We start from the raw sequence: 24,557 nt of genomic DNA on the forward strand, positions 1-24,557 counted from the left end.
TGTTAGATTCCCAACCAGTTTTCAATTAATTTCTTACCATTTGTGGTCAATACCGACTCTGGGTGGAACTGCATTCCCCTTACATCGTATTCAGTATGGGTTAAGGCCATAATGATGCCATTCTCGTCGATCGCCGTTACCTTGAGGCTAGCCGGTAAGGTGTCTTTGTTTACGGCCCAAGAATGATAGCGTCCTATTTTGGAATCTTTTGGGAAGTCGCGAAACAATTTTTCTGACTCATCAACAACGGTAATATTTGTTGCTACGCCATGCAAAGGTTTTTCCATATTGAATAGCGTACCACCAAAAACCTCTGCGATCGCCTGTTGGCCCAAACAAATGCCCAATATACTTTTATGTGGAGCGTAGGTACGGATAACATCAAGCAATAATCCAGCTTCTTCCGGAATGCCTGGTCCGGGCGAAAGAAGTATTTTATCGAAAGCATCAATATCTTCCAGTTTGAATTTATCATTTCTCCATACAACATACTCTTGATCTAATTCCTGTAACAAATGGACCAAGTTGTAAGTGAACGAATCGTAGTTGTCTATAACGACTATTTTATTGTTGCTCATAACCTTTTGCTATAAAATCTTGATTAATATAATTTTCAATTTCCTGAAATATGGATTGAATAAATTCGGTTGGTAAATTAAATCTTTTTGCCAGCACTCCATAATTACTGCCCAGGTTCCGAATAATACGCTGCTCTTCGTTTTGCTCATCCTTGAAGGCCTTACCTTTACCGATATAGGCTTTTCGTAATGCCAATAGCTCAACGATGCGGTTGTCAATAGTGTCTACCGAATCATGGATATGTTGCTTGTTGACACAGTATTCCAATGGTCTGATCATAATGTTTCTGCTAATTGTAATGCTTTTCGTAGCGCAGCAATTTTGTTATTTACTTCTTGTAGCTCCATTTCAGGATCTGAATCTAGTACAATACCACCGCCGGCCTGATAGTGTAGGGTGTTTTGTTTACTTAGGAAGGAACGAATCATAATGGCATGATTAAAGTCGCCGTTAAAACCCATGAATCCAATTGCACCAGAATAAAATGAGCGTTGTAATCCTTCGTAACGATCAATCAGTGTCAACGCCATATGTTTTGGAGCACCTGAAAGTGTACCCGCTGGATACGTATCGCCTACGATGTCAAATGGATTGATATTATCTTTTAATGTGCCCGTTACTTTAGAGACCAAGTGGATAATATGGGAGTAATATTGTGGTTCCATGTAGGACTCAACTTTAACTTGGGTACAATGTCTACTTAAGTCATTGCGGGCAAGATCTACGAGCATAACATGTTCTGAAGTCTCTTTTGGATCTTCTTTGAGTTTGGTGGCTATTTTTTGATCTTCTTCCATGTTGCCTGTCCGTTTAAATGTTCCTGCAATAGGGAAAATCGTCGCTTGTTTTCCGTGAATACGCAGTTGAGCCTCAGGCGAAGATCCGAAAAGTTTAAAGTCACCGTAGTCAAAATAGAAAAGATAAGGTGATGGGTTGATGGAGCGGAGTGCACGATAGACATTGAATTCATCACCAGAGAATGGTGTCTTAAAGCCTCTGGATGGAACAATCTGGAATACATCGCCACGTTGGATATGCTCTTTCATCTTCTTGACCAGCTGACGGTGTTCTTCATCGGTACGATTGGAGCTTTCCTCACCAGCTAGTTTGAAGGTATATTCAGGGAAGTTTTTGTTCTGAATAAGGAACTGCATTCTTTCAAGTTCTGATTCTTCGTCGTCCAGCAGATGTTCAAAAATATAGAGTTGATTACGGAAGTGGTCGATGGCAATGACATATTTGTAAACATGATATTGCATAAACGGTATTTTCCGTGCTGGATCTACCGTTGTTGTGAGTTTGATGTCCTCAAAGTGTTCAATACAATCGAAGGTGAAGTAACCAAATAGGCCATTGGAGATCAAGTTAAGTTCAGCAATTGTATGATCTTCGAACGAATTTCTAAAATCGGAAACTTCTTGACGTAATTCGATTTCGTGTGCACTTTTTGCGATACGTTCTCTACCCGGATAAGTGAGCGTCAGCTCTTCCTCATCGAGCTGGATTCCAGCTATTGGTTGACAACAGATATAACTTATGTTGTTGTCGCGACTATGGTAGTCGGAGCTTTCCAGTAACAAGGAGTTTGGAAAGATATCTCTTAGACGAAGATAGATGCTCACGGGGGTAGTTGTATCCGCAAGCAACTTTCTGGTTTGTGTTTTGAATGTATACTTCATTTTTTGTGTCTTATCTTCTTGTTGTAAATTATGTATAAAAAAACCCCGATACTGGTCAGCATCGGGGTTGGAATTTCCATAAATGGTTTTGGTTGATTATGAAATATTATGACAATACCAATTAGTTCCCGATGCTTATTGCTTCAGGCCACCACCAATTTGTATTTGTATATCTTCGTGTCATTATTACACAAATTTATAAAAAAAAATAAATAAGCAAACTTTTTGTGACAAAAAAACAAAAATTCACCTTATTTCTTAATCATTTAATAAATCAGGACGTCTTTCTTGTGTTCTTTTTAACTGTTGTTCATCTTTCCATGCAGCGATTTTTGCCTCATGACCACTAAGGAGAATATCAGGCACTTTGTGGCCTTTCCAGTCTGCAGGGCGTGTATAGATAGGTGCATCAAGTAATCCATCCTGAAAAGAATCTGAAAGCGCGGATGTTTCATCCGACAAAACTCCGGGAATCAGACGGATCACAGCATCTGTAACAATCGCCGCTGGAAGTTCACCTCCAGACAATACATAATCACCTACAGAAATCTCCTTTGTTACATAAATATCACGGATACGTTGATCTATTCCCTTGTAATGCCCACAGAGAATCATCATATTTCCTTTTGTCGATAATCCGTTCGCAATATCCTGATTGAATGTTTCACCATCGGGAGTCATGTAAATGATCTCATCGTATTCCCGTTCAGACTGCAATTCCTCAATACACTTGGCAAAGGGTTCTATTTGAAGGACCATGCCCGATCCGCCCCCGTACGGATAATCATCGACACTTTTGTGTTTATTTGTTGAATAGTCTCTTAAATTATGGACATATATTTCAGCCAAGCCTTTGTTCTTTGCTCGTTGCAAAATAGAGTGTGCAAATGGACTTTCCAAGAGGTCAGGTAAGACCGTAATAATATCAAAACGCATGGGGCAAAGATACACAAAAATGCACCATTGTCTATTTATAAGATTGATTCGCTTATCTTTGTGCCAAAATTAAGTGTATATACAGTGATTGACGTAAATAATATTTCTGTTTCCTTTGGGGGAACAACTCTTTTTTCAGATGTATCCTTCTCCATCAATGAGAATGATAAGATCGCATTGATGGGTAAAAATGGCGCCGGTAAATCGACTTTATTGAAAATTATCGCTGGAGTGGGTAAACCTACTACAGGTAATGTTGCTGGTCCGAAAGATGCCATTATAGCCTATTTACCGCAACATTTGCTAACAGAGGATAACGTGACTGTTTTTGAGGAAACGTCAAAGGCTTTCGAAGAAGTCTATGGTATGCGTGATGAGTTGGAAAACCTGAATGAGCAATTAAATATCCGTACAGACTATGAGTCTGATGATTATATGCAATTGATCGAACGTGTATCCGAATTAAGCGAAAAGTTCTATTCAATTGAGGAAGTTAATTATGATGCAGAAGTTGAAAAGGTCTTGAAGGGACTCGGTTTTGAGCGTTCTGATTTTACAAGACAGACTTCTGAGTTTTCGGGTGGTTGGCGGATGCGTATCGAATTAGCTAAAATATTATTGAAGAAGCCGGATTTGATTTTATTGGATGAGCCAACCAACCACATGGATATCGAGAGTATTCAATGGCTGGAAGATTTCTTGGTCAATTCGGCTAAAGCAGTTATCGTTATTTCGCACGATAGGGCATTTGTCGACAATATCACCAATAGGACCATTGAGGTGACGATGGGACGGATTTATGATTATCGTGCCAAGTATAGTCATTACCTGGAATTACGTCAGGAGCGTCGCCAGCATCAGCTAAAAGCATATGAAGAGCAACAACGCTTTATTGCGGACAATCAGGAGTTTATTGATCGTTTCAGAGGAACCTATTCTAAAACATTGCAGGTACAATCACGTGTAAAGATGTTGGAGAAATTGGAAATCATCGAGATTGACGAAGTGGATACTTCCGCATTGCGTCTTAAGTTCCCACCATCTCCGCGTTCGGGTCAATATCCTGTTATTGTTGAGGATCTAACCAAAGCTTATGATGAACATGTTGTGTTTCAAAAAGCAAATATGGTTATCGAACGTGGTGAAAAGGTTGCTTTTGTCGGAAAGAACGGTGAGGGTAAATCTACCATGATCAAAGCAATTATGGGTGAGATCGATTTCGAAGGTACGTTAAAAGTTGGCCACAATGCAAAAATTGGCTATTTCGCACAGAATCAGGCAGCCTTACTTGATGGTGAAATGACTGTTTTTGATACCATTGATCAAATCGCAGTAGGCGATGTACGTGTTAAGATGAAAGATCTTTTGGGGGCTTTCATGTTTAGCGGCGATGATACAACTAAAAAGGTGAAAGTATTATCTGGAGGGGAGAGAACGCGTTTGGCGATGATAAAATTGTTGTTGGAACCGGTCAATGTATTGATTCTTGATGAGCCCACAAACCATTTGGATATGAAGACAAAGGACATTATCAAAGATGCTTTAAAAGATTTCGATGGTACATTGATCCTTGTTTCGCACGACCGTGACTTTTTGGATGGTTTGGCAGAGAAAGTCTTTGAATTCGGAAATAAACGTGTACGGGAGCATTTTGAAGATATTAAAGGTTTCTTGGAATACAAGAAGATGAGTAGCTTGAAAGATATTGAACGTTAGCATCTAGATAAACGTCGTGTAAAACCCGATAGGGGCTCAGTTATAAAAAGCGGCTTTTTGATATAAAAGCCGCTTTTTTGTGTTTTAAAAGAATATTAATCGAGCCTTCAAGCTTTTTTTCCTTAATCCCAAAGTGTGTGAAAGACACCTTCCCGATCAATACCATTACGCCGAGTCCAACTATTCCAAAATCGTAGTTATTCTTTTTGTCTATACTCATCGTTTAATACCATTTTTCTAAGTTGAAATTTACCATTTATGTTGATACTACGAAAGACAATTATCAGCAGATCGGTATGCGGCGATTTTCTCGCTCCAATTACTTTGCTGGTATTGAGCCTTTTGTTGTAAGCTAACAGATATTCCGTATATTGAACTTTCCTAAACATCAATTTTATTTATGATCATTGGATTAGACATTGGGACATCATCTGCGAAAGCTGTTGCATTTGACCACGCAGGTAACATCTTATCCCAGCATAGTATACCTTATCCTATAATAAACCCGTTGGAAGGGTGGTATGAGCAAGATCCGGAGATTGTTTATGGCGCATGTATTGATTCTATTATGCATGTCATGATTAGCTTAAGGCAATCTAGTGGGGAGATACCGAAACCTGTATGTATTTCGGTGAGCAGTGCTATGCACGGACTCATCGCTGTTGACTCGGCAGGACAGCCACTTAGCAATTGCATTATATGGGCAGATCGCAGAAGTGAGCATATTGCGGTTGCCTTGGAGGCAAGTGAGGCGGGCAGGTTGCTTTATCAGCAGACGGGTACACCAATACATCCCATGTCTTTGCTTTGCAAATTAATGTGGATAGGGGCCAATGATCAAAAATTATTTGCTCAATCGTACAAGTTTATCGGTATCAAAGAATTTCTTTTTTACCGGCTCTTTGGCGTGTATGTGGTCGATCATTCCATTGCATCTGCAACAGGGCTTTTCGACATACATCACCTAAGATGGTCTGATCAGGCGTTAAGCTTGGCGGGCATATCGGAAGAACAGCTAGCATCTCCAGTTCCGGTCAATTATATTTTAAATATGCCTAGCCGAGAAATTGCGGCCTTGATGCATATCCCTGAAGATACCCCTTTTGTTATAGGTGGTAGCGATGGTTGTTTGGCTAATCTCGGAGTAGGAGCTATACGTCCTGGAGTGGCTTCGGTAACTGTAGGTACCAGTGGAGCTATTCGCGTAGCAAGCTCGCAGGCAAATCAAGAAAAAAAACAAAGACTATTTACCTACCTACTGAGATCAAATGAATATATAATTGGTGGTGCGGTTAATAATGGCGGTGTATTACGCAACTGGTTTCGAGACAACTTTTTGAACGAATATACCCAAATGGAAGCAGATGGAGATCTTTCGACGTCGTTAGATGCTTTGATCGGCTCCGTCGTTCCGGGGGCAGAGGGTTTGATATTCTTGCCCTATTTAACTGGTGAACGGGCACCACATTGGAATTCCAATGCTAAAGGTGTTTATTTTGGAATACAGTTGCATCATGGCAGGGCGCACTTTGCACGTGCCATGATGGAAGGGATGTTGTTTGCAATTTACAGTGTAGGAATCGCGTTAGAGGAGAACACCGGTCCCATTCATACGATCTTTGCAAGCGGCGGCTTGGCGCGGTCATCGTTGTTCGTGCAGATGCTTGCAGACATTTTCAATAAACCTGTATTCACCAAAAATACAGTAGAAAGCTCTGCATGGGGAGCAGCATTGATAGGCTTGGAAGCCTTGGGTATTCAGGGATGTGAGCCTACTATAAAAAACAAACAAGCGGAAGGAGAGCAAGAGACCGAGCATTATTATAAACCGAGTGCGGAGAATCACGCTGTATATATGAAAAACTTCCGGAAATTTGAACGCCTGTACCATATATTGGAAGGTGAGTTTTAAGTAAATATAAATTATTATGCCTCTAATCATCGTTATTTTGGGAGTAGCTTTACTACTTCTTTTAGTTACCGTCGTCAGGTTAAACACGATCTTTTCATTACTGATAACCTCTGTTGCGGTCGGTTTTGCTATGAATATGAGTGCCGTCGACATCCTTAAATCTGTTGAAAACGGAGTGAGTACCACTATGGGCCAGTTGGCACTATTGTTGGCTTTCGGGTCTTTACTGGGAAAATTGATGGCGGAGGGTGGTGCTGCAGAAAAGATTACAACGGTACTAACGGCTGTATTTGGCAAAAAGAACTTACCTTGGGCAATGGTTCTCACGGGCTTTTTAGTAGGAATTCCCTTATTTTACAATGTCGGTTTTATCGTCTTAGTACCATTCGTTTTCATGGTATGTGTTTCCAATAAAATGCCTTTGCTTTACATAGCCATTCCGTTGCTGGCAGCGCTGTCCGTGACACATGGTTATTTGCCACCACATCCGGGAGCTACGGCCATAGCGCTTACCTACAAAGCGGATATCGGTTTAACAATGGTCTATGGGATTATTGTGGCAATTCCTGCCATCATTATCGGTGGACCGCTCTTTGGAAGGATGCTTAAGCATATTCCGACCAACCCACCGACCGAGTTTTTTCCTGAACACAATCAAGCGGATAGGAAAGAGCTTCCCGGATTTGCAATTAGCATATTTACGGGGCTTTTTCCAATAATTTTAATTGCTTTTGGTTCATTTTCACATCTAATATTTCCAGAAGGCTCCTCTTGGCTGAAGGCACTACGTTTCTTGGGTGACCCGGTTGTGGCTTTAATGATTGCATCGCTAATGGCGATGTACACAATGGGTATCCGCCAAGGTAAAAGTTTGCGGGAGCAATCAGAAAGTGTGGAGGAAGCAATCCGCGGGATAATGATGATCCTTTTTATCATTGCGGCATCAGGCGCCTTTAAACAAATTTTGGTAGACAGTGGTGTAGCGAACTACATCGCTGACCTAACCGCAGACCTGAGCTTGTCGCCTCTTGTGCTTGCATGGTTAATAGCCGGTATCATTCGCCTAGTTATCGGTTCGGCTAGTGTTGCTGGGCTCACGGCAGCGGGCATTATGCTTCCCATTGTGCAGGCAGGAAAGGTTACTCCTGAATTAATGGTGCTAGCGACGGGAGCGGGTAGTCTTATGTTCTCACACGTCAACGATCCTGGGTTTTGGATGTTTAAATCTTATTTTGGAGTGAGCATGAAGGATACGTTTCGCTCATGGACGGTGATGGAAACGCTCGTTTCTGTTGTTGGATTGATTGGCGTCTTGATTTTACATTGGTTTGGTCATTGACAGCGAATGGGAAAGTTTCCTATTGTCATACATCTTTAGTTAATACTCTTGGCTTTCTAAGCATTGCTTTTTTATAAACAACATAAACACGATCGTGTACTGTCACGGTAGCTCAACAAAATGATGATATGAAGTAATCGTAAGGATGTATAGTAATAGCTCAAACGAATATTGAATTATACAGGCCCATAATCGGTTGATTATGGGCTTTTTTTTGACGGAAACCTTTGTTTGATTTTTTTTTCTTAATATCGTGACAATGAACCAAATTTTTGTTGTTCTAAAATTATGTGGAGATTACACCGATTTTATATACTTTGCTCAATCCTGTTGGTAAGCTGCCTATCTGGGTTACCGTCTTTTGGACAATCAATTGCTTATACAGTAGACAATTTGCCCAGTCCAAAAATAAAGGGGCAGGATTATTTTGTGTCCAATCCTGATGGGATTCTATCCTCAGGTACAGTGGCTGAATTAGATGGTTTATCGACGCAGATTGAGGCTACTACAAAAAGTGAATTTGCCATCGTTGTTGTGAACGATTACGTTGGCGACAGTGATTTCGAATTTGCTTTAAAATTATTCAATGCCTGGGGGATCGGTAAGAAGGAAAGTAACAATGGGCTTTTGTTGTTTATTGCTAAAGACCGCCATGAATACCGTTTTATCACTGGGTATGGTATGGAAAGTATTTTGCCCGATGCTTATTTAAAGCGCATTGGCGAAAAATATCTCGTACCTAATTTTAGGAATGAGGATTACGACCGGGGTGTTATGGAGGCTTCAGAATTTATAAAGACCATTCTCACCTCACCGGATAGTAAAGCCGAGCTGGAACGCTTAATGCCAGAGGCAACACCTGTCTGGAGCTTTAAAAGTCCAATCCTGCGAAATTCACTGTTGGTTTTAGGTTTGTTTGCAATCTGTTATATCTGGTTGGGTGAAGTGACCCGAGCGATCAAAGGGAAGTTGACCAAAAAAAGTAAATATTTCCCGCCTTTAGTCAGTGGATGCGGCTGTATGGGGATAGTAATGTTTATCTCGGTGTTTATCTGTGCATTTGCCCTCAATAATTTTGAGGAGGTCTATCAGTGGAAAAATTTACCTTATTTTATTGGTGTTTTTGGTAGTATCACCTTGGCGATGAAGTATAATGCAAGCCGCACGCAAATTGTCAATTCTTATCAGGACGAAGAAAATATACAAAAAGCTTTGCGCAAATTTCGTGTCTGGGGCTTAGTTCCGCTATTGCTTAGTCCATTGGCGCTATTTGATCTCATTGGATTGAATAAACGCATTCGGAAGAATCAACTTCGATTGGCTCCTCCAGATCAATCTGGACGTTGGTTGCGCATGAATAAGGATGATGTGTCTACCCGAGAAAGTGCATACCTGGATAAGGGGCAGCTTTTGGAGGAAAAAATCGGTAGTCGTTCGTACGAAATATGGATAGATCAGACGACCAATGAAACAAAGCTGGTTCCCTGGGATGAAAATGTTGGGTTCAGTGAATGTCCTGCATGTCATTATAGAACTTTTGAGACCGGGCGTACCAAGACAATACGTGCAGCAACGTATAGTTCGCAGGGAGTGGAAGAACGCTTTGACTTATGCAAGAACTGTGGCCATCGGGTATCCCATGGTGAACATTCAACTCCAGTTAAAGTGCGCTCAACATCGAGTAGCTCTGGCGGAGGATCGAGTAGTAGTGGCGGTGGTGGTAGTTTTGGTGGCGGATCTTCTGGTGGCGGTGGTGCAGGCGGAAGATGGTAATCCGTAATTTAGGGCAAAAAAAAGGTTTCCAAACGGGGAGAATGAAAACCTTAAATAACCAATTATAAACCTAAATTATGATGACACAAATATAGTGTATTTATTACACTATGCAAATTTTTTTTTAAAAAAATAAAAAATAAGTTACAGCTAGCGCTATATGATTTCTGTTTATAAATTGAAACCAAAATTTCAGCAGTTGCTGATGCCGATCTTGAACTTTTTGCATCAAAGGAAGATAACGGCCAATCAAATTACAATTGGATCGATCGTATTCTCGTTGATCATTGCTTTGTTTTTTTGGTATGCTGATCGTTTCCCGATTTTCTTTTTGGTCCTGCCAATCGGATTGTTATTACGCATGGCCTTGAATGCCTTAGACGGTATGATGGCGAGGCTTTTTAATCAGACAAGCAAGACCGGAGAGGTTTTGAACGAAGTCGGAGATATTGTTTCGGATGTCGTGCTATTTTTTCCTTTGTTGAAGTTTCATCCGGAAAGCGTGTATCCAATCGTCGCTTTTATTGTCTTGAGTGTTGTGAATGAATTTTGTGGATTGATAGGGAAGGTAATTGCCAATGATCGTCGTTACGATGGGCCGATGGGCAAAAGTGATCGTGCTTTGCTGTTGGGCGTATATGGAATTTTAGCATTATTGCATATTTCTATCGTTGCTATTTCGGGCTATATTTTTGGCGTTTTGTGCTTACTCTTACTTTTGAGTTCGGTAACTCGATTGAGAAAGGCTTTGGCGCATGGCTGATGCCAATGGCAAGTTTGCAGATGTTCCTGTTCGTGTTAGAAGCTGGGGTTATATTGTCTTGGTGCTGGCGGTTGCTTTCGTCCCACCAACATTATCACCTTTGTTTGTTGCCTGGATAACCTTTCAAGGGATGTGCGAGTTTGCGCGTATGTTTATCCCTGAATGGAAGGCGAATCCATTCGTATTTCTTTCCATGGCAATGTTGCAAGCGTTGCTCCTTTACTTTTGTTCCTATCAAGAATATTTAGTGTTGGCCAGCTTCATGTGTTTGGGGACTGCTTTATTTTTCAACTATGGTTTAAAGGTTAAGAAGGGAGCTGTATTTGGACTGTTTTTTGGAGCAGTAGCTTGTTTGCTTGCCTTTAGTCATTTAGCTTTTATCCGATCCATTAAAATGGATGGCAACGCGTTCCTAGGACTAAAATTAATCGGATATATCGTTGTGTTAACGGAACTGAATGACGTCTTTCAATACCTGATGGGCAAGTTTTTCGGCAAACGTAAAATCGTTCCGCGTATTAGCCCAAATAAGACAATTGCGGGATGTGTGGGCGGTATCGGCTTAACAATTATACTGAGTAATTTATTGGGGTATTTTCTACTGCCTTTTCAGAATTTTCTATACTTTTCGTTGTTCGGTTTGTTCTTCGGTATTTTGGGATTCTGGGGAGATGTTCTTTTTTCCTATCTGAAAAGAAAGGCAGGAGTGAAAGATACTGGATCATTGATTCCCGGGCATGGTGGCTTATTGGACCGTATCGATAGTCTGATCTTCAATGCACCACTGTTTTATGCTTTGATTATCCTGTTGTTGGGGAATTAATAAAATTTGACGAATGTAGTGGAGAGAAGGTTAATTAAAATTTCAATGTGATGGCTTATCAACGTGCTGTTTTATTTTCAGGGGGTGGAACGCGGTTCAGTCTATATCTGGGCATGTACGCTGCGTTAGATGAGCTGGGCTTAAAACCAGATCTGCTTATAGCGAGCTGCGGCGGTTCAATGGCAGTCGCTGTTATACAGGCCTTTGCTACACATGAAGCCCGTAAGTGCTATCTACAATCTGAAGAATTTTATCGGTTTTTCTTGCATCATCGGCTCACTGAACAGCGTCGTTTGGGGAAGCTGGGTGTGTATGTTTTGAAAAAACAGCTGAACAAAAAACGAGCGCCCTTTATCGAGGATGTTCTTAGTCGCTACCTGGTCGAGATGGAGCAGGACATCTCTTCTTTATTGCCTGCATTGGATAGACCATTCTCGGCAGCAATACCGGCACTGGTGGTCGGCGCTAAAATGCTGTTCAGCCCGTCTGAAGTAGGGCAGCGGCGTGGAGATCGGAAACTCTATCAAAAAATGCTGATGGGAACTAAGGATGTATTGGCCAATGTGCCTGTTGAGGCAATAGGTATTGCGGATGAGAATTATGTGCACAGTGCAGTGGCTGAAGAAGTTCATTTGAGCGCTGAATTTTCTGTGCTACAGGCGGCCCGTATTTCAATGTCCGATATGTTTTATATTGAACCTGTATGTTCCAATAATACCCATTACGCTGGTGGAGCAATTGATCTCGTTCCAATGGAGCTAGCAAATGTGCTTGCTGAAAACATTATATGTGAGCGAAAACAATCTTACAAACCACAAGAAGAAGCGTTGGTACGGGCAGTATTGGGCTTTAGTGGAAATAAACGGTTAGCAGATTTGGAACAACATTTTCCGTATGCACATTGGATAGATACACAGGATGCCGCGAAACAATTAGCTGGGAAATACTGTAAAAAAGGAATTGATTGGCGTAAATTTGAAGTTACGCTTTCTTTCCCGAGAGATCTGGAAGAATTTGCTGAAGCGATGGAAGCGCAATGGAGTTATGGTTATCAGGTGACTTTAAATTCGTTTAAGAAGTAATTGGATGAAAGTATTTATTGCCGGTGGTACAAGTGGAATAGGCCTTGCTTTGGCCAAGCGTTATCTTGATCAAGGAGCAGAGGTAGCGGTATGTGGACGTGATCTGCCGAAAATGTCAGCATATTCCTGGACGCATAGCCTTAAAAGTTTTGAAGTAGACGTATGTCAATTAAACAGTCTGCAGGATGCGGTCAGCACATTTTGTGCACATTCATCTTTGGACCTCTTTATCAATTGTACCGGGAGTTACGCAGATGACGTTGCTCAACAGATAAGTTATCAGGAGGCGGTTGCCATGCTACAGGTGAATATGATGGGTACGATAAATTGTTTCGAAGCGGCAAGAATGGTTATGCAGGGTCAGTCGGAAGGACAGATTGCAATCGTCGCATCGGTATCGGGAACGCTTCATTTTCCCAATTCAAGCCTATATAGTAAGACCAAGCGTGCTGCAATCCAAGTGGCTGATGCATATCGGAGGGCACTCCAGCCGTATGGAATTGCGGTTACTGTTATCGCCCCGGGCTATGTTGATACGGATAAACTGAGAGCGCTCAATAAGCAAGATTTGTCTAAAAAGCCATTTTTAATCCCCGTAGGCGATGCGGCACAGCGTATAATGGCAGCTATCGAACAGAAGAAGAAGCAAGTAGTGTTTCCGAAGCGTATGAAGTGGTTAATGGCATCGCTGGGACTACTTCCAAATATCGTATTGAATAAAATTATGTCGAGGAAGGCCAAATGGATGAAAAACGACTGAAAAATGGGGGACTGCAATTTGCTGTTTTCCTTTATTGTGCGCTATTTTTCCAGGTGACTTATTCTGCTGCTGCGGTCCATGCTGCAAATCAGACTACTGTATCTTCGTTTGTGTTTCCTTTTGAACACTTTATGCCGTTCGTTTCTTGGATGATTATCCCCTACATGAGCAGTGGTTTGTTCTTCGCTGTGGTTCCTTTCTGTTGTCGAAGTCGAGAAGAGCTTTGGGTCTATACGAAGCGTTTCAGTTTCATTACCATCTTCTCTATTTGTTGTTTTTTTATTTTTCCCTTGCGATTTTCTTTTGATAGGCCTAGCGTTGAGCATTCAGTTTTTGAATTTTTCTTCGCCTTTTTAGGGAAGTACGATTCCCCATTTAATCAAGCACCTTCGTTGCATGTGGCCTATGCATGTCTGTTTTGGTCGGTGCTCGGTAAGCAGCTAAAAGGCTGGAAACGCTGGGTAGTGGGAATTTGGCTACTACTCATGGGCATTGCTACACTCACCGTTTATCAGCACCATCTGGTGGATGTGCTGACCGCATTGATTTTGGTTCATATGGGATTCGTTCTATTCCCATCTCCATCGGGACTGCTTCATGACAGTGCATTATCTATGTTAAAGGCTGGGAATTTTCCCTTTTTGGCTGGTACCGAAAAGGCAAATTTATACGAAAAGACGAAATTAGACCTCGAAACGGAGATTTGTCGTAGAAACCAAAGAATTGGTAACGTTTACTATGCCATTGGCTGGAGTTTATTGTTACTGGCATTGTGGGGCGGAGCTCATGCTTTTGGATTATATCTTCTGTGTTGGCCATCCCTGGTCTGCATTGCGGTAGGAAGGAATTATGTTATCAATAATCCAAGGTTTTTAAAAAATGAAAAAGGTTGGATACCTAGATTTAAAAAATGGTTTTATTGTCCATATCAATGCATATATTGGTTACTGTGGCGTTTTGTCAGACGCAGCAATAATCCGCCTTTATTTGAAATTTTACCAGGTTGTTATGTGGGGCCGAGGATGACTGCAGGAGATCTCCGTGTGCTTGGTCTGAATAAGCATCTGGTTGTTTTTGATCTGGCTGCTGAATTGGAAGAAATACCTATTCTACATTTAGAGAAAAACTATCATTCGTTTCCATTGTTGGATATAGCAGCAATTAAATTGTCGGATGCCGAAAGGATATTGGCAGCGCTCGTAATCAGTTATCAACAATTGAAGCGAGGTGAAAATATGATTATACATTGTACAATGGGTTACAGCAGGAGTATGATTTTTGCTGTTCTATTGTCACAAAAAATATTATCTTTAGATTTAACGGATGCTATAGATCGGGTTAAATCTCATAATAAGCATTTTGTATTGCATAGACATGCACTTGAGTTGATGGAGGTGCTGGTCGAGAGAAATAGCTAGACGGTCCTTTGCATGATCTTTGTTATGAAATATACTATTTGATATTAGTACGTAAAAATTATACATGAAATCAGGTTACTTCAAGAGTTTTGATCAAGGAGAGTTATTATATCGCGTTTGGAATTATCAGGCCGGACAGCGGGCATTGGTCGTACTGCACCGGGGGCATGAGCATTCGGAACGTCTGCAGGAGATGGCTACGGATCCACAGTTTGCCGATCACTCCATCTTTGCATTTGATTTGCGCGGACATGGTTATACGAAAGAACCAGTTTCACCGATCTTTATGGATTATGTGCGTGATTTGGATAGTTTCTTTCATTATATAGGCCGTGAATATTTGGTTGATTCGAAAGACATCTTCGTTATCGCCAATAGTATTGCGGGGGTTGTTGTCAGTGCGTGGGTACACGATTTTGCGCCTAAAGTCGCAGGTATTGCATTGTTGGCACCTGCATTTGAAATTAAATTATATGTGCCCCTAGCCAATCGGATGATTGCTTTGGGAACAAAGCTAAAAAAAGATCTGATTATCCAGAGTTACGTCAAATCCAAGGTGTTGACTCACGATATCGATCAGCAGAAGGCTTACGATGCTGATCCGTTGATTTCCAAATCTATCAATGGCGCTTTGTTGGTTGATCTATTAAAAGCCGGCGAGCGTATCGTTGAAGACGCAGCGGCGATTGATATCCCAGTAATTGTCCTTTCTGCTGAAAAAGATTATGTGGTCAAAAATTCGGTGCAGAAAAAATTCTTTGTGACAATAGCTTCAAAGTTGAAGACTTTTATCACTTTACGTAATTTCTACCACGGGATTCTATTTGAAACAAATCGGCAGAAAGTTTATCACTATCTGCGAAATTTTATCGACAAAGCCTATGCCCGACAAAGTCCTGAACTGACGCTCGAACCCGATGATTTTTCGGTGAAAGAGTATGAACAATTATACCATAAATTACTTCCTGCAGGTGAAAAATTGAACTATGCTGTCCAGAAATGGGCATTGGGCAAAATAGGTTCCTTAAGTAAAGGAATGAATTTAGGCCTGCAGTTTGGATTTGATTCGGGGATATCGCTGGACTACGTCTATCGAAATGAATCGCATGGGAAAAACCGTTTTGGCCGTATCCTTGATCGCGGTTATCTGGAAGCTATTGGCTGGAAAGGGATTCGTATTCGGAAACAGCATCTATTGCAGCTGTTGGAAGAGGATATAGCGAAGGTCAAAGCTGCTGGAAAGACCGTGAAGATATTGGATATTGCAGGTGGCACCGGCAATTACTTATTTGATATCAAAGCGAAATATCCCGAAGCTGAAATCGTGATTAATGAATTCCTGTTGTCCAATATTGAGGTGGGAGAGAGGATTATCCGTAGAAATGGATTGCAGGGAATACGATTTACCAATTACGATTGTTTTGATCCAGCTACCTATTCCAAACTGGAATTCGAGCCTAATATTGTTATTATCTCAGGTATTTTTGAACTTTTTGGTGACAATGAAATGGCAAGTAGGGCTGTAAAAGGCGCAATTTCGATTTGCGAATCAAGCAGTCATTTGGTTTATACTGGACAGCCATGGCATCCACAGTTAAAGATGATTGCTTACGTGTTAAACAGTCATCAGAAAAAGGACTGGGTGATGCGTCGTCGTTCGCAGAAAGAATTAGATCGTCTGATGGCGTACAATGGAGTTGTTAAGGAACGTATGCTGATCGATGACTTTGGCATATTTACGGTGTCTTCAGGGACGGTAAATGGGTAGCCATTCCGCTATTCTTAGCAGTGAAAAGTTATGTCTTTGTTTAGGGTAATGATTATTCCAGCTGACGCTTCCAATTACGTCAGCTGGAATAATCAGGACGAATATTAATTCCTATAAGCACGGATAGCTTGTATGATGCCCTCCAGGTTTTCGTTAAAGTCCTGCATTTGTGCAAAGACCTTATCATCTTTGGCAAGTCCACCATGTTTATTGTTCTTGCGGAATATTTCTTTGATGTGTTCCCACCGTTCTTGTTCCACTGTATTGATTAATCCAGCAAGTTCTTTCAATTTTAAAAGATTACTTTCCGTATCGGCAGTAAGGGTTTGTGACTCACTTTCATAATGTGCGAGGAGAACTTGATCGATTTCCTGTTCGTTCATCATCGGCACAACTTGGGCGACGAGCTTACTCATATTCCGATAAGACCCTTGCAGTTTGAACGGCGGTTCTGTTCGGTAATTGTCCTGCATGGCCGCACTTTGAATATAATTTTGATTGACCTTGATGACAACGTTTCTGATCTTTAATACATGTTTTAATACTGTGATAAAATCATCGATATCTTGCTTCAGGTAATTGCCTTCTAAATCGGGAAGTTGATCTACAACCGATTGTGCATAGTTCACTAAAGCATAGAAATCGTTGAAAGATTTGCTTGCTATTTTTTCAAGGTAGCTGTTTTCAATTGCCGCATTTTCAATTAAGCTGAGATTGAAAAGTGCTTCGGTATCACCGATCACATCCCCAAGATTGTATACATCCGCACGGTTGGCCAACATATCTGGAATCTGAAATTTGGACCCACTTTCGGTGTAAGGGTTTCCTGCCATTACGATGCAGAATCTTTTCCCACGCAAATCGTATGTTTTACTCTCACCTTCAAAAATACCGTCGATCTTACGTTGCCCATCAGCCAATGAAATGAATTTCTGAAGGAATTCGGGATTCAAATGTTGGATATCATCGAGGTAAAGCATCACATTATCGGCCATTTCGAAAGCAAGATTGATCTTCTTAAGTTCCTCACGTTCACCAGAGGTTTTCGCTTCCACAGGATCTATTGAAGTAATGGAATGCCCTATTGTAGGTCCGTTGATTTTTACAAAATGTAATCCCATGGTTTTCGCGAGGTATTCCATTAATGTTGTCTTTCCGTAACCTGGCGGAGAAATGAGGAGAAGCATACCCATCCTGGCGGTACGTTTATTGTCGCCAGCTGCCCCCAGCTGTTTGGCCAAATTATTTCCGATCAATGGGAAGTAAACTTCGTTGATCAACTTATTTCGGACAAAAGATGTTAGGACTTTTGGTTCAAATTCTCCGATTTTCAGCTCCTTGGCGTATGTTTTTCCGAGCTGCTCCTTCAAAGAAGCGAATTCTTGAAAACGAGGAACATTCCATTCTGCAAAAGTCTTCAATCTACGCAGAAATTGATGGTATTGAATTTGCTCTTCTCCATTGTTCAAGATCACGTGATTTCCCTTTAATCCCTGGATGAGTGCATTGTCTTTGGCGATGATCAATTGGTATTCATCCTTCGAATAAAGAAGCGTGACTGCAGTTTCCTCCACGTACTTTTGGAAAGCCTGGTAATCGTCGTTCTCGTCGATAAAAGAATTTAGCCAATTTAAGGTCAAATAGAAGCGGTCTACGAGACTAAATTGTGTATGCTGAATATCTGCTTCAAAGAGTTTAAAACTCTTCTTGTTTTCCAATAGCCTGATGAAAGCCTTTTTAAGTTCATCCGATTGCTCACTGACGACAAACTTGCTGTAGCTTGTGAAAGTCTGGAAGAGATAGCTCGCGACGTCCTCCGCATGAAATGTCGAACGATCCAAATGGGTGTCCCAATTGATGAATAATTTTGTGAGTTCGTCCACGACAGATTGGTAGCGTGTGGAATTTGGAAATGCTTTTAATACCGAATGTGTAGATTGAATCAACGCTTTCTGTTTTTCCTGCTCGTCTTGCGCAAGTGAATGCCAAAACAATTGTGCCATAGCACGCAAATGAGCATCGTAACGTAAAAGATCAAGTTTGCTATCTAGCTGCTTGATGGTATCATAGATTACCAAGGCATCAAAGTTATGCACTCCTTTGACATAACCTTCCGAATAACTTTGCTCGACAGTCTGATTGATAAACAGGTTGGCATCAAAATCTAACTGTCCTTTGGAAGCAAGGAATGTTTTATAGGCGAGATATTCAGCCCGGTATACGTCCTTGTTTTCGGAAATCAGTTCCTGATCCCAAATATCGCTAAAGTTTTCGATCTCGGATCCTTTGACTTTTTGATAGAAGCTCGTTCCGGTAAGATGGAAGAATAGTTCGTCATTTTTGCGTACGAGTGTTAAACTGAGTGACTGACTATTGACGGCAAATTTATGCTTGCCAAGCGCAATAATGTTCTCTCCATCTACAAAAAGATCATTCTTGTCACGTAAAATGCGTAATGCATCCTCCTGAGATTTTTTGAGCAGGTTTTCAAGATTTTCGGCTTTTGAAACATCACTGAGCGTTTTCAGCTCTTGCACAAGCTGTCTGATTTTGTCAATCATCAAATCTGAAGCAAAGAAACTTAGGATTTCCTCACGCGTTGCAAATGTCTTTGATTTGTTTTCGATATTCTTTAATACGCGAAGTCCAATTTGCTCGAGTGAAGAGCTACGTTTGTTGATCTGTTCAACGATTTGCTCTCTGCGGGAATTAAATGCTTTGATGATCTCATCGCGTTTATCTGCTATTTTCAGGGCGAAGTCCTCAAATTCTGAAAACTTACTTTCGAGTTCTTCCAGTTGAACAATGACCTTGGTATAATACTCGTCTACTTTTTCAGTTGTCGTAGAGAGTTCAAGATAATTGGTGACAGACTGTTCCAGTAGCGTAAGTTGGGCGGAAAATTCTGCAATGGCTTCCGTACTTTTTAATGAATTGAGTTTACGCGTAAGCTGCGCCCGGACCTCATTCAAGGACGAGAAAATAACGGCTATCTTCTCGATGATTTTGGTGGTTTGGGTGGAGTCGTCAATTTTTAAACTGTTTAGAATATCGATCAACAGCTCCAATTCACTCGATATAGCCGAATTGGCTTCCTCAATCGCTTTGGCGTCATAGACTTTGACAATTGCAGCAACATTGTTTTTCTGCTGCTCCACTTTCTGCTCATAGGGTTGTAAAGCCTCGTCGCGGAGCAAGAAAGCAATTGTCTTTTCGGCGAGTTCGGTGGTGATTGACTGCAGCTTCTCGAGTAAAGCATCGATACGGACTATATCAATATATCTGACATTTTTGAGGTCAATGATTTCGCCCTGTAAACGTCGTGAATCTGCCAATTGATGAACAAGTTGGTCAAGCTTTTCGACTACAGTACTATTGATGGAAAAGGTAAGCTCTTCCATTTTCTTCTCGGCGCTGCTATTGAGCTCTGTGGCGTATTTACGTTGGGCTTGGACCTTAACAAATTCGTCAATTGCCGTATTGGCGACCTCCTTGATCTGAGCCAACGGCTGACCAAGGTTGGACAAGGCTTCATCCTTTATCCAAAAATAAGAGTCAAGAAGGACAGTCGATTTTTTGAGTATATCCTCGTAAAGGCCTTCATAACTATCTTCTTTGTTGATGAGCTGTATGACTTCTTGTGCTTCGGCCATGGCCTGTACGATCTGTTTATTACCAACCTTATAAAGCGGGTCGTCTTTTTTTAACTCATTTTCTTTGAGCACGGCCATGTAAGGGGTTTCCCAGATCTGAACCTGATGATGCCTTGTTGCTTCGGCCTCTGTATGGAAGTAAATTAAACTACCGTCTTTAAAAAGTGTGAATCCATTGCAGATGATCGGCGTTTCGACATGCTGCTGAATGATGTTATAAGACAGTAAGATGTAGGTATTCGTTTCCTCCTGACAAAAGATATAGAGAAAGTCTTCACCGTTTGGTGATGCGATGCGTCTAAGGAAACTAACCCGGTCAAACTGGACGTCAAAGATTTTATGGGTGCCATTCTGCAGGTAGTATCCGTTAGAAAAAATGATTCCTTGATTATCGGGTAGTAAAATGGCTGATTCATTAAGGGATTTAAGATTCACCACTTCTTTTGTCCGTTGATTAAAGACAAATGCACGGAAATCTTCTTGATACGGTTTGATGCGTACGGCAATCAAATTGCCAAGGTCTGCATAGTAGTAATCCGCATCATCCAATTGTTGGTCGGCGTTTGAAACTTTTTCGGAGAAGATTCCTTTCCCTGTATCGGTATTGTTTTCAATTTTGAAAGTAATATCGCCATTGATCGCTTCTATAAAGATCTTGTCCTTAATGGATATGTGTGGGTGTTTTCCGAGGCGACGGTCTTCCAAGGTTGTTTTTGTCCATTCAAATTCAAATTGGTTGGGCAATTTGACTTCGTGGATGCTGCGGTCGTCCTGATATTGGAGCGTTCCGTCTTTAATCAACCACTTGAATGCCTTCAGGTCAGCAGGATTTTTGCTGGTCTGAAAGATCATATAAAGATAGTTTTCCGTACGTCGAAACTTGGAAAAGATCGAGTCGCGATAGTATTTGTATAAATTTTGGTAATCGCCAATGAAATTAGGATCATTGATCAGATCGAGTGATTGTGGGATAAACTGATTGTTTTCGAATGTATATACACTGAAAACATCTTCGAGTTTAATTTCGGTGCGTAACCCAAAATGGACATTATAACCAAATATACATAGCTTGTCCAGGGCTAAAATACCACGAGCAACACAGTTATTTTCTGTGGTGATCCGTTGATTGGCCCTGAGTATAAAACTTGTCGCATTAAATACTTCCTTGCGAGCATTATTTAGTTGTTGGAGTTTGATAGAAAGCTCTTCCTTTTGTGTAAGAAGCCGCTTCCGAATAATCTCGTATGCACCTTGATCAAGGGAGTCGTTCTGATTTATTACGTTTTCTTCTGGCATAAAATGAGCTTTCTCGACTTGGTATATGTGATAAAATCTTTTGTTTATTGCCTGCAATGGTAATTATCATTGCAAGCAATAATGAATTGGGGAGGGACTAGGACAGTTTTTTGTTTGATATGCCCAAGTTTTTCGCCAATCCGAACAAAGAATTAATGAAGCCTGTATCTTCGCCATTTTCAGCATCAGTCGCCGCTTGTTGAAGTTTGATCAATGCTGCTGAAACGGTGAGGTTCTTAATATCGTTTGTGGAAATTCCATATTTATCGGCTAATCCACGCACCTTCTCTGCGAGGTCTCCTTGTCCATCTGGACCTATCAATGAATTTTTAATAGCTGTGGCATGTTTGGAGTTGTCAATCAAGTGATCAAAACCTTTGGAGTTGGATACTTGACGGACGATATTCTCAAAGAACATGGTTTCACCACCAACAATATCGATTTTTGCTGTTTTAAGTGCTTCCGATAATACGCCGGCTTGTGCTTGAGCAATGTCTTTTTGGATATTGATGTGTGCGAGTTCAATATCACGTTCTTTTTGCAATTGCAATTTGAATTCTTCGTGATCTCTGCCCACGCCGTCCAATTTCTTCATCGCCTCAGCTTTCTCTTCGATACCTTTTGCTTCAGCAAGTGCTTTCTCACGCACAACTTCCGCCTGTGCTAAGCCCTCTTTACGCATCGCTTCTGCTTTCTTCTCAATGACACTAGCTTCTACAGTACCTTGTTTTTCTTCAGCTTCAGCTTTGGCAACCATAACTTCGGCCTCGGATAAGCCAAGCGCAGCTTCTTCTTTGGCTTGTGCCTCGGCAATAATCTTACGACTTTCGGCTTCTTTGAGTGATGCTTCTTTTTTCGCTTCCGCATCGATCAATAGCTCTTGTGCACGCTTTTCGGCGATTTTACGAGCAGCCTCCGCGTCGATTACTTTTTTCTCTGCTTCCTGTTCTGCCGCAATTTTTGCAGCTTCGGCAGCTTTAACAGTTGAAATTAATTTTTCTTCTGCTTCTTGTGATGCCGCAATAACACCCGCTTGTTTTTTACGTTCTACTTCACGGAATACTTCGATGTCTTTGACGCCTTGTTGCTCTTCAACAACACCTTTTTCCAATTGTACACGTTCTTTGATAACGCCTTGGATACTTTTCTTTTCGGTTTCGATCGAGCGTTCTTTGTCGATCTGTGCTAAGGTAACAATGCGCTCGCGTTCTGTTTGTTCTAAGGCGCGATCTTTTTCTACACGTTCGGCCTCCACAGCATCGGTACGTTGTTTATTCTTTTCAGCAATGATAATCTGCCGCAGTTTATTTTCTTCTTGAACAGCGAGTTGCTCTTCGGTAGAAATCCGGACGCTTTCGTACTTGAGACGTTCTTCTTCGCGTACCTTTGCTATTTCTGCTTCTTCGCGTGCTCTGATGTTGTCAATTTCCCGTTTTTGTTTCTCTTCCTTTTCGGCAAGCTGACGGTCTAGTTCTAGAATCGCTTCCCTTGCTTCCACGTTTTGTTTTTTGATTAGTTTCTCCTCATCACGACGAATGAAGTTGGCATTTATATTTTGTTTGGCTGTTAATTCGGTGATCTTTTTGATACCCTCACTGTCTAGGATATTATTTGGATTGAGATGTTCGATGTCGGTCTGTTCAAGGTAATCAATCGCACAGTCGTCCAAAATATAACCATTAAGATCAGTTCCGATGACGTCGAGTATCTCATCACGGAATTCGCGACGGGCTTCGTATAATTCAATGAAATCAAATTTCTTACCTACTGTTTTGAGTGCTTCGGAGAATTTAGATTCAAAAATACTTTTTAATGTTTCTGGTTCACTGGCGCGGTCGCAACCTAAATTTTGGGCTACATTGATCACATCATCTACATTTTTATTGACACGAACAAAGAAAGCAACTTTGATATCTGCACGAATATTGTCCTTACAGATCAAACCTTCACCCTGCATACGGGCAATCTCAATTTTTTTGATTGAGATGTCCATGATCTCCATCTTGTGAAATACAGGTACAACATACATTCCCTTGTTAAATGCTACTTTTGTACCACCAACACCGGTTCGTACAATCGCTTTCCCTTGTGGAATTTTCTTGTAGAATGCACTCAATACAACAAAGAATGCAAAAATTAAAAAGACAGCCAAACCGACAATTAAAAGTATAATTCCGTTTAAGCCACTTAAAAATAAAAGAGGTTGATATAGCATATGATTTGTATTTATTTAGATTTTAATATTTGGGTTTACGATTAGAATTTAAAAGAATAAAGATTCGCTCTTTTAGGACAGTTGTTTAGTGTCGGGGCTTTGCGTTTATTCCTTTTCCATTAAATATTGTCTATCGTGATTTCTTTGGTCACATAATAATATTTCTTGTCCTTGGATTCGTCAACAATAATGACATCGTCTCCATAGCCTATTTTCTCCCCATTATGGCTGACAACATTGAGGCGAATAGGATCCTGTTGGATGATAAATTCGGCAGAACCTATTTTCTTGCCTTCAATACTGGCTCTCATTTTACCCATGCGACCAAGAAAATCGTGACTTTCTTCGCCATTGTAACCTATACTTTTGAACATTTTAGCTAAAGGTTTGGTCAGAAAATGCATTAAAATAAATGTAACAATAAAAACAGGGATCAGGATTAATACGGACTTTATCCCCCATGAAGCAACGTCGATAAAGAGCGAAGAAACAATGGTAATTATCCAGCCTATAAATTTGAACAGTGTTACAATAAGCATGATGGGTACTTTGCCAACATTGATGTAATCCATTGCTTTCGCAAAGAAGCCAGGTTCTGTATTAGCGTCCGTATCCGTATGATGATGGTGTGCATGATCGCCGCCCTCAGTTGCGATATCATGTGAGCCATCAACGTCCGTGACATCAGGTGTAGGATGGAGGTCTATATCTGCATCGGCATCAAATAGATGTACTCCATCACCCATCAGAAACATAAATAACCAATACACTACAGACATGCCAGTTAAGACTGTCATAATTCCATTGGACAATGGATTGAATAAGATATTGATTAGTTCTGTCAT

Annotated in this window: 18 protein-coding genes; 10 read left to right on the top strand and 8 right to left on the bottom strand. The window is 41.0% G+C overall.

The window, feature by feature from the left end; translation table 11 throughout:
• Positions 1-2: 2 nt before the first annotated feature.
• The 4 genes from B3600_RS24720 to trmD all read right to left on the bottom strand — a co-directional run bounded on the left by B3600_RS24720 (position 3) and on the right by trmD (position 3,194).
• Positions 3-578, bottom strand: a complete 576-nt coding sequence (locus B3600_RS24720; RefSeq protein ID WP_070561612.1) for an anthranilate synthase component II — start codon at positions 576-578, stop codon at positions 3-5.
• Complete coding sequence (locus tag B3600_RS24725) at positions 565-858, bottom strand: chorismate mutase (protein WP_286754791.1); 294 nt, start codon at positions 856-858, stop codon at positions 565-567. Before B3600_RS24725 ends, B3600_RS24720 begins: the two co-directional genes overlap by 14 nt.
• Positions 855-2,258 (bottom strand): anthranilate synthase component I family protein, encoded by a 1,404-nt coding sequence (locus B3600_RS24730; RefSeq protein ID WP_070561608.1) that lies wholly within the window; start codon positions 2,256-2,258, stop codon positions 855-857. The genes B3600_RS24725 and B3600_RS24730 overlap by 4 nt, the downstream gene beginning before the upstream one ends.
• A 258-nt stretch (positions 2,259-2,516) precedes the next feature.
• A complete protein-coding gene (gene trmD, locus B3600_RS24735) occupies positions 2,517-3,194 on the bottom strand; it encodes a tRNA (guanosine(37)-N1)-methyltransferase TrmD (protein WP_070561607.1) in 678 nt (225 codons plus the stop codon).
• Positions 3,195-3,278: 84 nt separating this feature from the next.
• Between trmD and B3600_RS24740 the strand changes: the two genes are divergently transcribed.
• The gene (locus B3600_RS24740) at positions 3,279-4,910 is read left to right on the top strand and encodes an ABC-F family ATP-binding cassette domain-containing protein (protein WP_046674822.1); all 1,632 of its coding nucleotides are present in this window, start codon (positions 3,279-3,281) and stop codon (positions 4,908-4,910) included.
• A gap of 40 nt (positions 4,911-4,950) precedes the next feature.
• Here the strand turns inward: B3600_RS24740 and B3600_RS24745 are convergent, their stop codons facing one another.
• Positions 4,951-5,130, bottom strand: a complete 180-nt coding sequence (locus B3600_RS24745; protein ID WP_070561606.1) for a hypothetical protein — start codon at positions 5,128-5,130, stop codon at positions 4,951-4,953.
• Positions 5,131-5,310: 180 nt separating this feature from the next.
• On the opposite strand from B3600_RS24745, the gene B3600_RS24750 reads away from it, so the two are divergent.
• The 9 genes from B3600_RS24750 (at position 5,311) to B3600_RS24790 (ending at position 16,548) form a co-directional block, all read left to right on the top strand.
• Positions 5,311-6,822, top strand: a complete 1,512-nt coding sequence (locus B3600_RS24750) for a gluconokinase (protein ID WP_286754792.1) — start codon at positions 5,311-5,313, stop codon at positions 6,820-6,822.
• Between the two features lie 16 nt (positions 6,823-6,838).
• On the top strand, positions 6,839-8,161 hold the full coding sequence (locus tag B3600_RS24755) for a gluconate:H+ symporter (protein WP_286754793.1): 1,323 nt from the start codon (positions 6,839-6,841) through the stop codon (positions 8,159-8,161).
• Between the two features lie 288 nt (positions 8,162-8,449).
• Positions 8,450-9,934 carry a TPM domain-containing protein gene (locus B3600_RS24760; RefSeq protein WP_286754794.1) on the top strand — a complete coding sequence of 495 codons (1,485 nt, stop codon included), beginning with the start codon at positions 8,450-8,452 and terminating at the stop codon, positions 9,932-9,934.
• 178 nt (positions 9,935-10,112) lie between these two features.
• Positions 10,113-10,697, top strand: a complete 585-nt coding sequence (locus B3600_RS24765; protein WP_204990926.1) for a CDP-alcohol phosphatidyltransferase family protein — start codon at positions 10,113-10,115, stop codon at positions 10,695-10,697.
• On the top strand, positions 10,690-11,520 hold the full coding sequence (locus B3600_RS24770) for a phosphatidate cytidylyltransferase (protein ID WP_286754795.1): 831 nt from the start codon (positions 10,690-10,692) through the stop codon (positions 11,518-11,520). Before B3600_RS24765 ends, B3600_RS24770 begins: the two co-directional genes overlap by 8 nt.
• Before the next feature lie 50 nt (positions 11,521-11,570).
• Positions 11,571-12,602, top strand: coding sequence for a patatin-like phospholipase family protein (locus B3600_RS24775; RefSeq protein ID WP_286754796.1), 1,032 nt, complete (start codon positions 11,571-11,573; stop codon positions 12,600-12,602).
• Positions 12,603-12,606: 4 nt separating this feature from the next.
• Complete coding sequence (locus B3600_RS24780; RefSeq protein WP_115047003.1) at positions 12,607-13,362, top strand: SDR family NAD(P)-dependent oxidoreductase; 756 nt, start codon at positions 12,607-12,609, stop codon at positions 13,360-13,362.
• The gene (locus B3600_RS24785) at positions 13,344-14,780 is read left to right on the top strand and encodes a phosphatase PAP2 family protein (protein WP_286709456.1); all 1,437 of its coding nucleotides are present in this window, start codon (positions 13,344-13,346) and stop codon (positions 14,778-14,780) included. Before B3600_RS24780 ends, B3600_RS24785 begins: the two co-directional genes overlap by 19 nt.
• Positions 14,781-14,844: 64 nt before the next feature.
• Positions 14,845-16,548 (top strand): bifunctional alpha/beta hydrolase/class I SAM-dependent methyltransferase, encoded by a 1,704-nt coding sequence (locus B3600_RS24790; protein WP_286754797.1) that lies wholly within the window; start codon positions 14,845-14,847, stop codon positions 16,546-16,548.
• A 104-nt stretch (positions 16,549-16,652) separates the two neighbouring features.
• Here B3600_RS24790 and B3600_RS24795 read toward each other — a convergent pair whose 3' ends face one another.
• The 3 genes from B3600_RS24795 to B3600_RS24805 all read right to left on the bottom strand — a co-directional run bounded on the left by B3600_RS24795 (position 16,653) and on the right by B3600_RS24805 (position 24,557).
• Positions 16,653-21,497 carry a DNA repair ATPase gene (locus B3600_RS24795; RefSeq protein ID WP_286754798.1) on the bottom strand — a complete coding sequence of 1,615 codons (4,845 nt, stop codon included), beginning with the start codon at positions 21,495-21,497 and terminating at the stop codon, positions 16,653-16,655.
• Between the two features lie 97 nt (positions 21,498-21,594).
• Positions 21,595-23,712: a flotillin family protein gene (locus B3600_RS24800; protein ID WP_286754799.1), complete on the bottom strand. Its 2,118-nt coding sequence runs from the start codon at positions 23,710-23,712 to the stop codon at positions 21,595-21,597.
• A gap of 119 nt (positions 23,713-23,831) precedes the next feature.
• Positions 23,832-24,557, bottom strand: coding sequence for an OB-fold-containig protein (locus B3600_RS24805; protein WP_046674834.1), 726 nt, complete (start codon positions 24,555-24,557; stop codon positions 23,832-23,834).

Origin of the sequence: Sphingobacterium sp. UBA2480, from assembly GCF_002341965.1 — a bacterium.
In the GTDB taxonomy this organism is placed as follows: Bacteria; Bacteroidota; Bacteroidia; order Sphingobacteriales; family Sphingobacteriaceae; genus Sphingobacterium; species Sphingobacterium multivorum.

What these genes read in the sequence shown, in the direction of transcription:
- B3600_RS24720 (WP_070561612.1), bottom strand. Translation starts at nt 578, where the DNA reads ATGAGCAACAATAAAATAGTCGTTATAGACAACTACGATTCGTTCACT.
- B3600_RS24725 (WP_286754791.1), bottom strand. Translation starts at nt 858, where the DNA reads ATGATCAGACCATTGGAATACTGTGTCAACAAGCAACATATCCATGAT.
- B3600_RS24730 (WP_070561608.1), bottom strand. Translation starts at nt 2,258, where the DNA reads ATGAAGTATACATTCAAAACACAAACCAGAAAGTTGCTTGCGGATACA.
- trmD (WP_070561607.1), bottom strand. Translation starts at nt 3,194, where the DNA reads ATGCGTTTTGATATTATTACGGTCTTACCTGACCTCTTGGAAAGTCCA.
- B3600_RS24745 (WP_070561606.1), bottom strand. Translation starts at nt 5,130, where the DNA reads ATGAGTATAGACAAAAAGAATAACTACGATTTTGGAATAGTTGGACTC.
- B3600_RS24750 (WP_286754792.1), top strand. Translation starts at nt 5,311, where the DNA reads ATGATCATTGGATTAGACATTGGGACATCATCTGCGAAAGCTGTTGCA.
- B3600_RS24755 (WP_286754793.1), top strand. Translation starts at nt 6,839, where the DNA reads ATGCCTCTAATCATCGTTATTTTGGGAGTAGCTTTACTACTTCTTTTA.
- B3600_RS24760 (WP_286754794.1), top strand. Translation starts at nt 8,450, where the DNA reads ATGTGGAGATTACACCGATTTTATATACTTTGCTCAATCCTGTTGGTA.
- B3600_RS24770 (WP_286754795.1), top strand. Translation starts at nt 10,690, where the DNA reads ATGGCTGATGCCAATGGCAAGTTTGCAGATGTTCCTGTTCGTGTTAGA.
- B3600_RS24775 (WP_286754796.1), top strand. Translation starts at nt 11,571, where the DNA reads ATGGCTTATCAACGTGCTGTTTTATTTTCAGGGGGTGGAACGCGGTTC.
- B3600_RS24780 (WP_115047003.1), top strand. Translation starts at nt 12,607, where the DNA reads ATGAAAGTATTTATTGCCGGTGGTACAAGTGGAATAGGCCTTGCTTTG.
- B3600_RS24785 (WP_286709456.1), top strand. Translation starts at nt 13,344, where the DNA reads ATGGATGAAAAACGACTGAAAAATGGGGGACTGCAATTTGCTGTTTTC.
- B3600_RS24790 (WP_286754797.1), top strand. Translation starts at nt 14,845, where the DNA reads ATGAAATCAGGTTACTTCAAGAGTTTTGATCAAGGAGAGTTATTATAT.
- B3600_RS24795 (WP_286754798.1), bottom strand. Translation starts at nt 21,497, where the DNA reads ATGCCAGAAGAAAACGTAATAAATCAGAACGACTCCCTTGATCAAGGT.
- B3600_RS24800 (WP_286754799.1), bottom strand. Translation starts at nt 23,712, where the DNA reads ATGCTATATCAACCTCTTTTATTTTTAAGTGGCTTAAACGGAATTATA.
- B3600_RS24805 (WP_046674834.1), bottom strand. Translation starts at nt 24,557, where the DNA reads ATGACAGAACTAATCAATATCTTATTCAATCCATTGTCCAATGGAATT.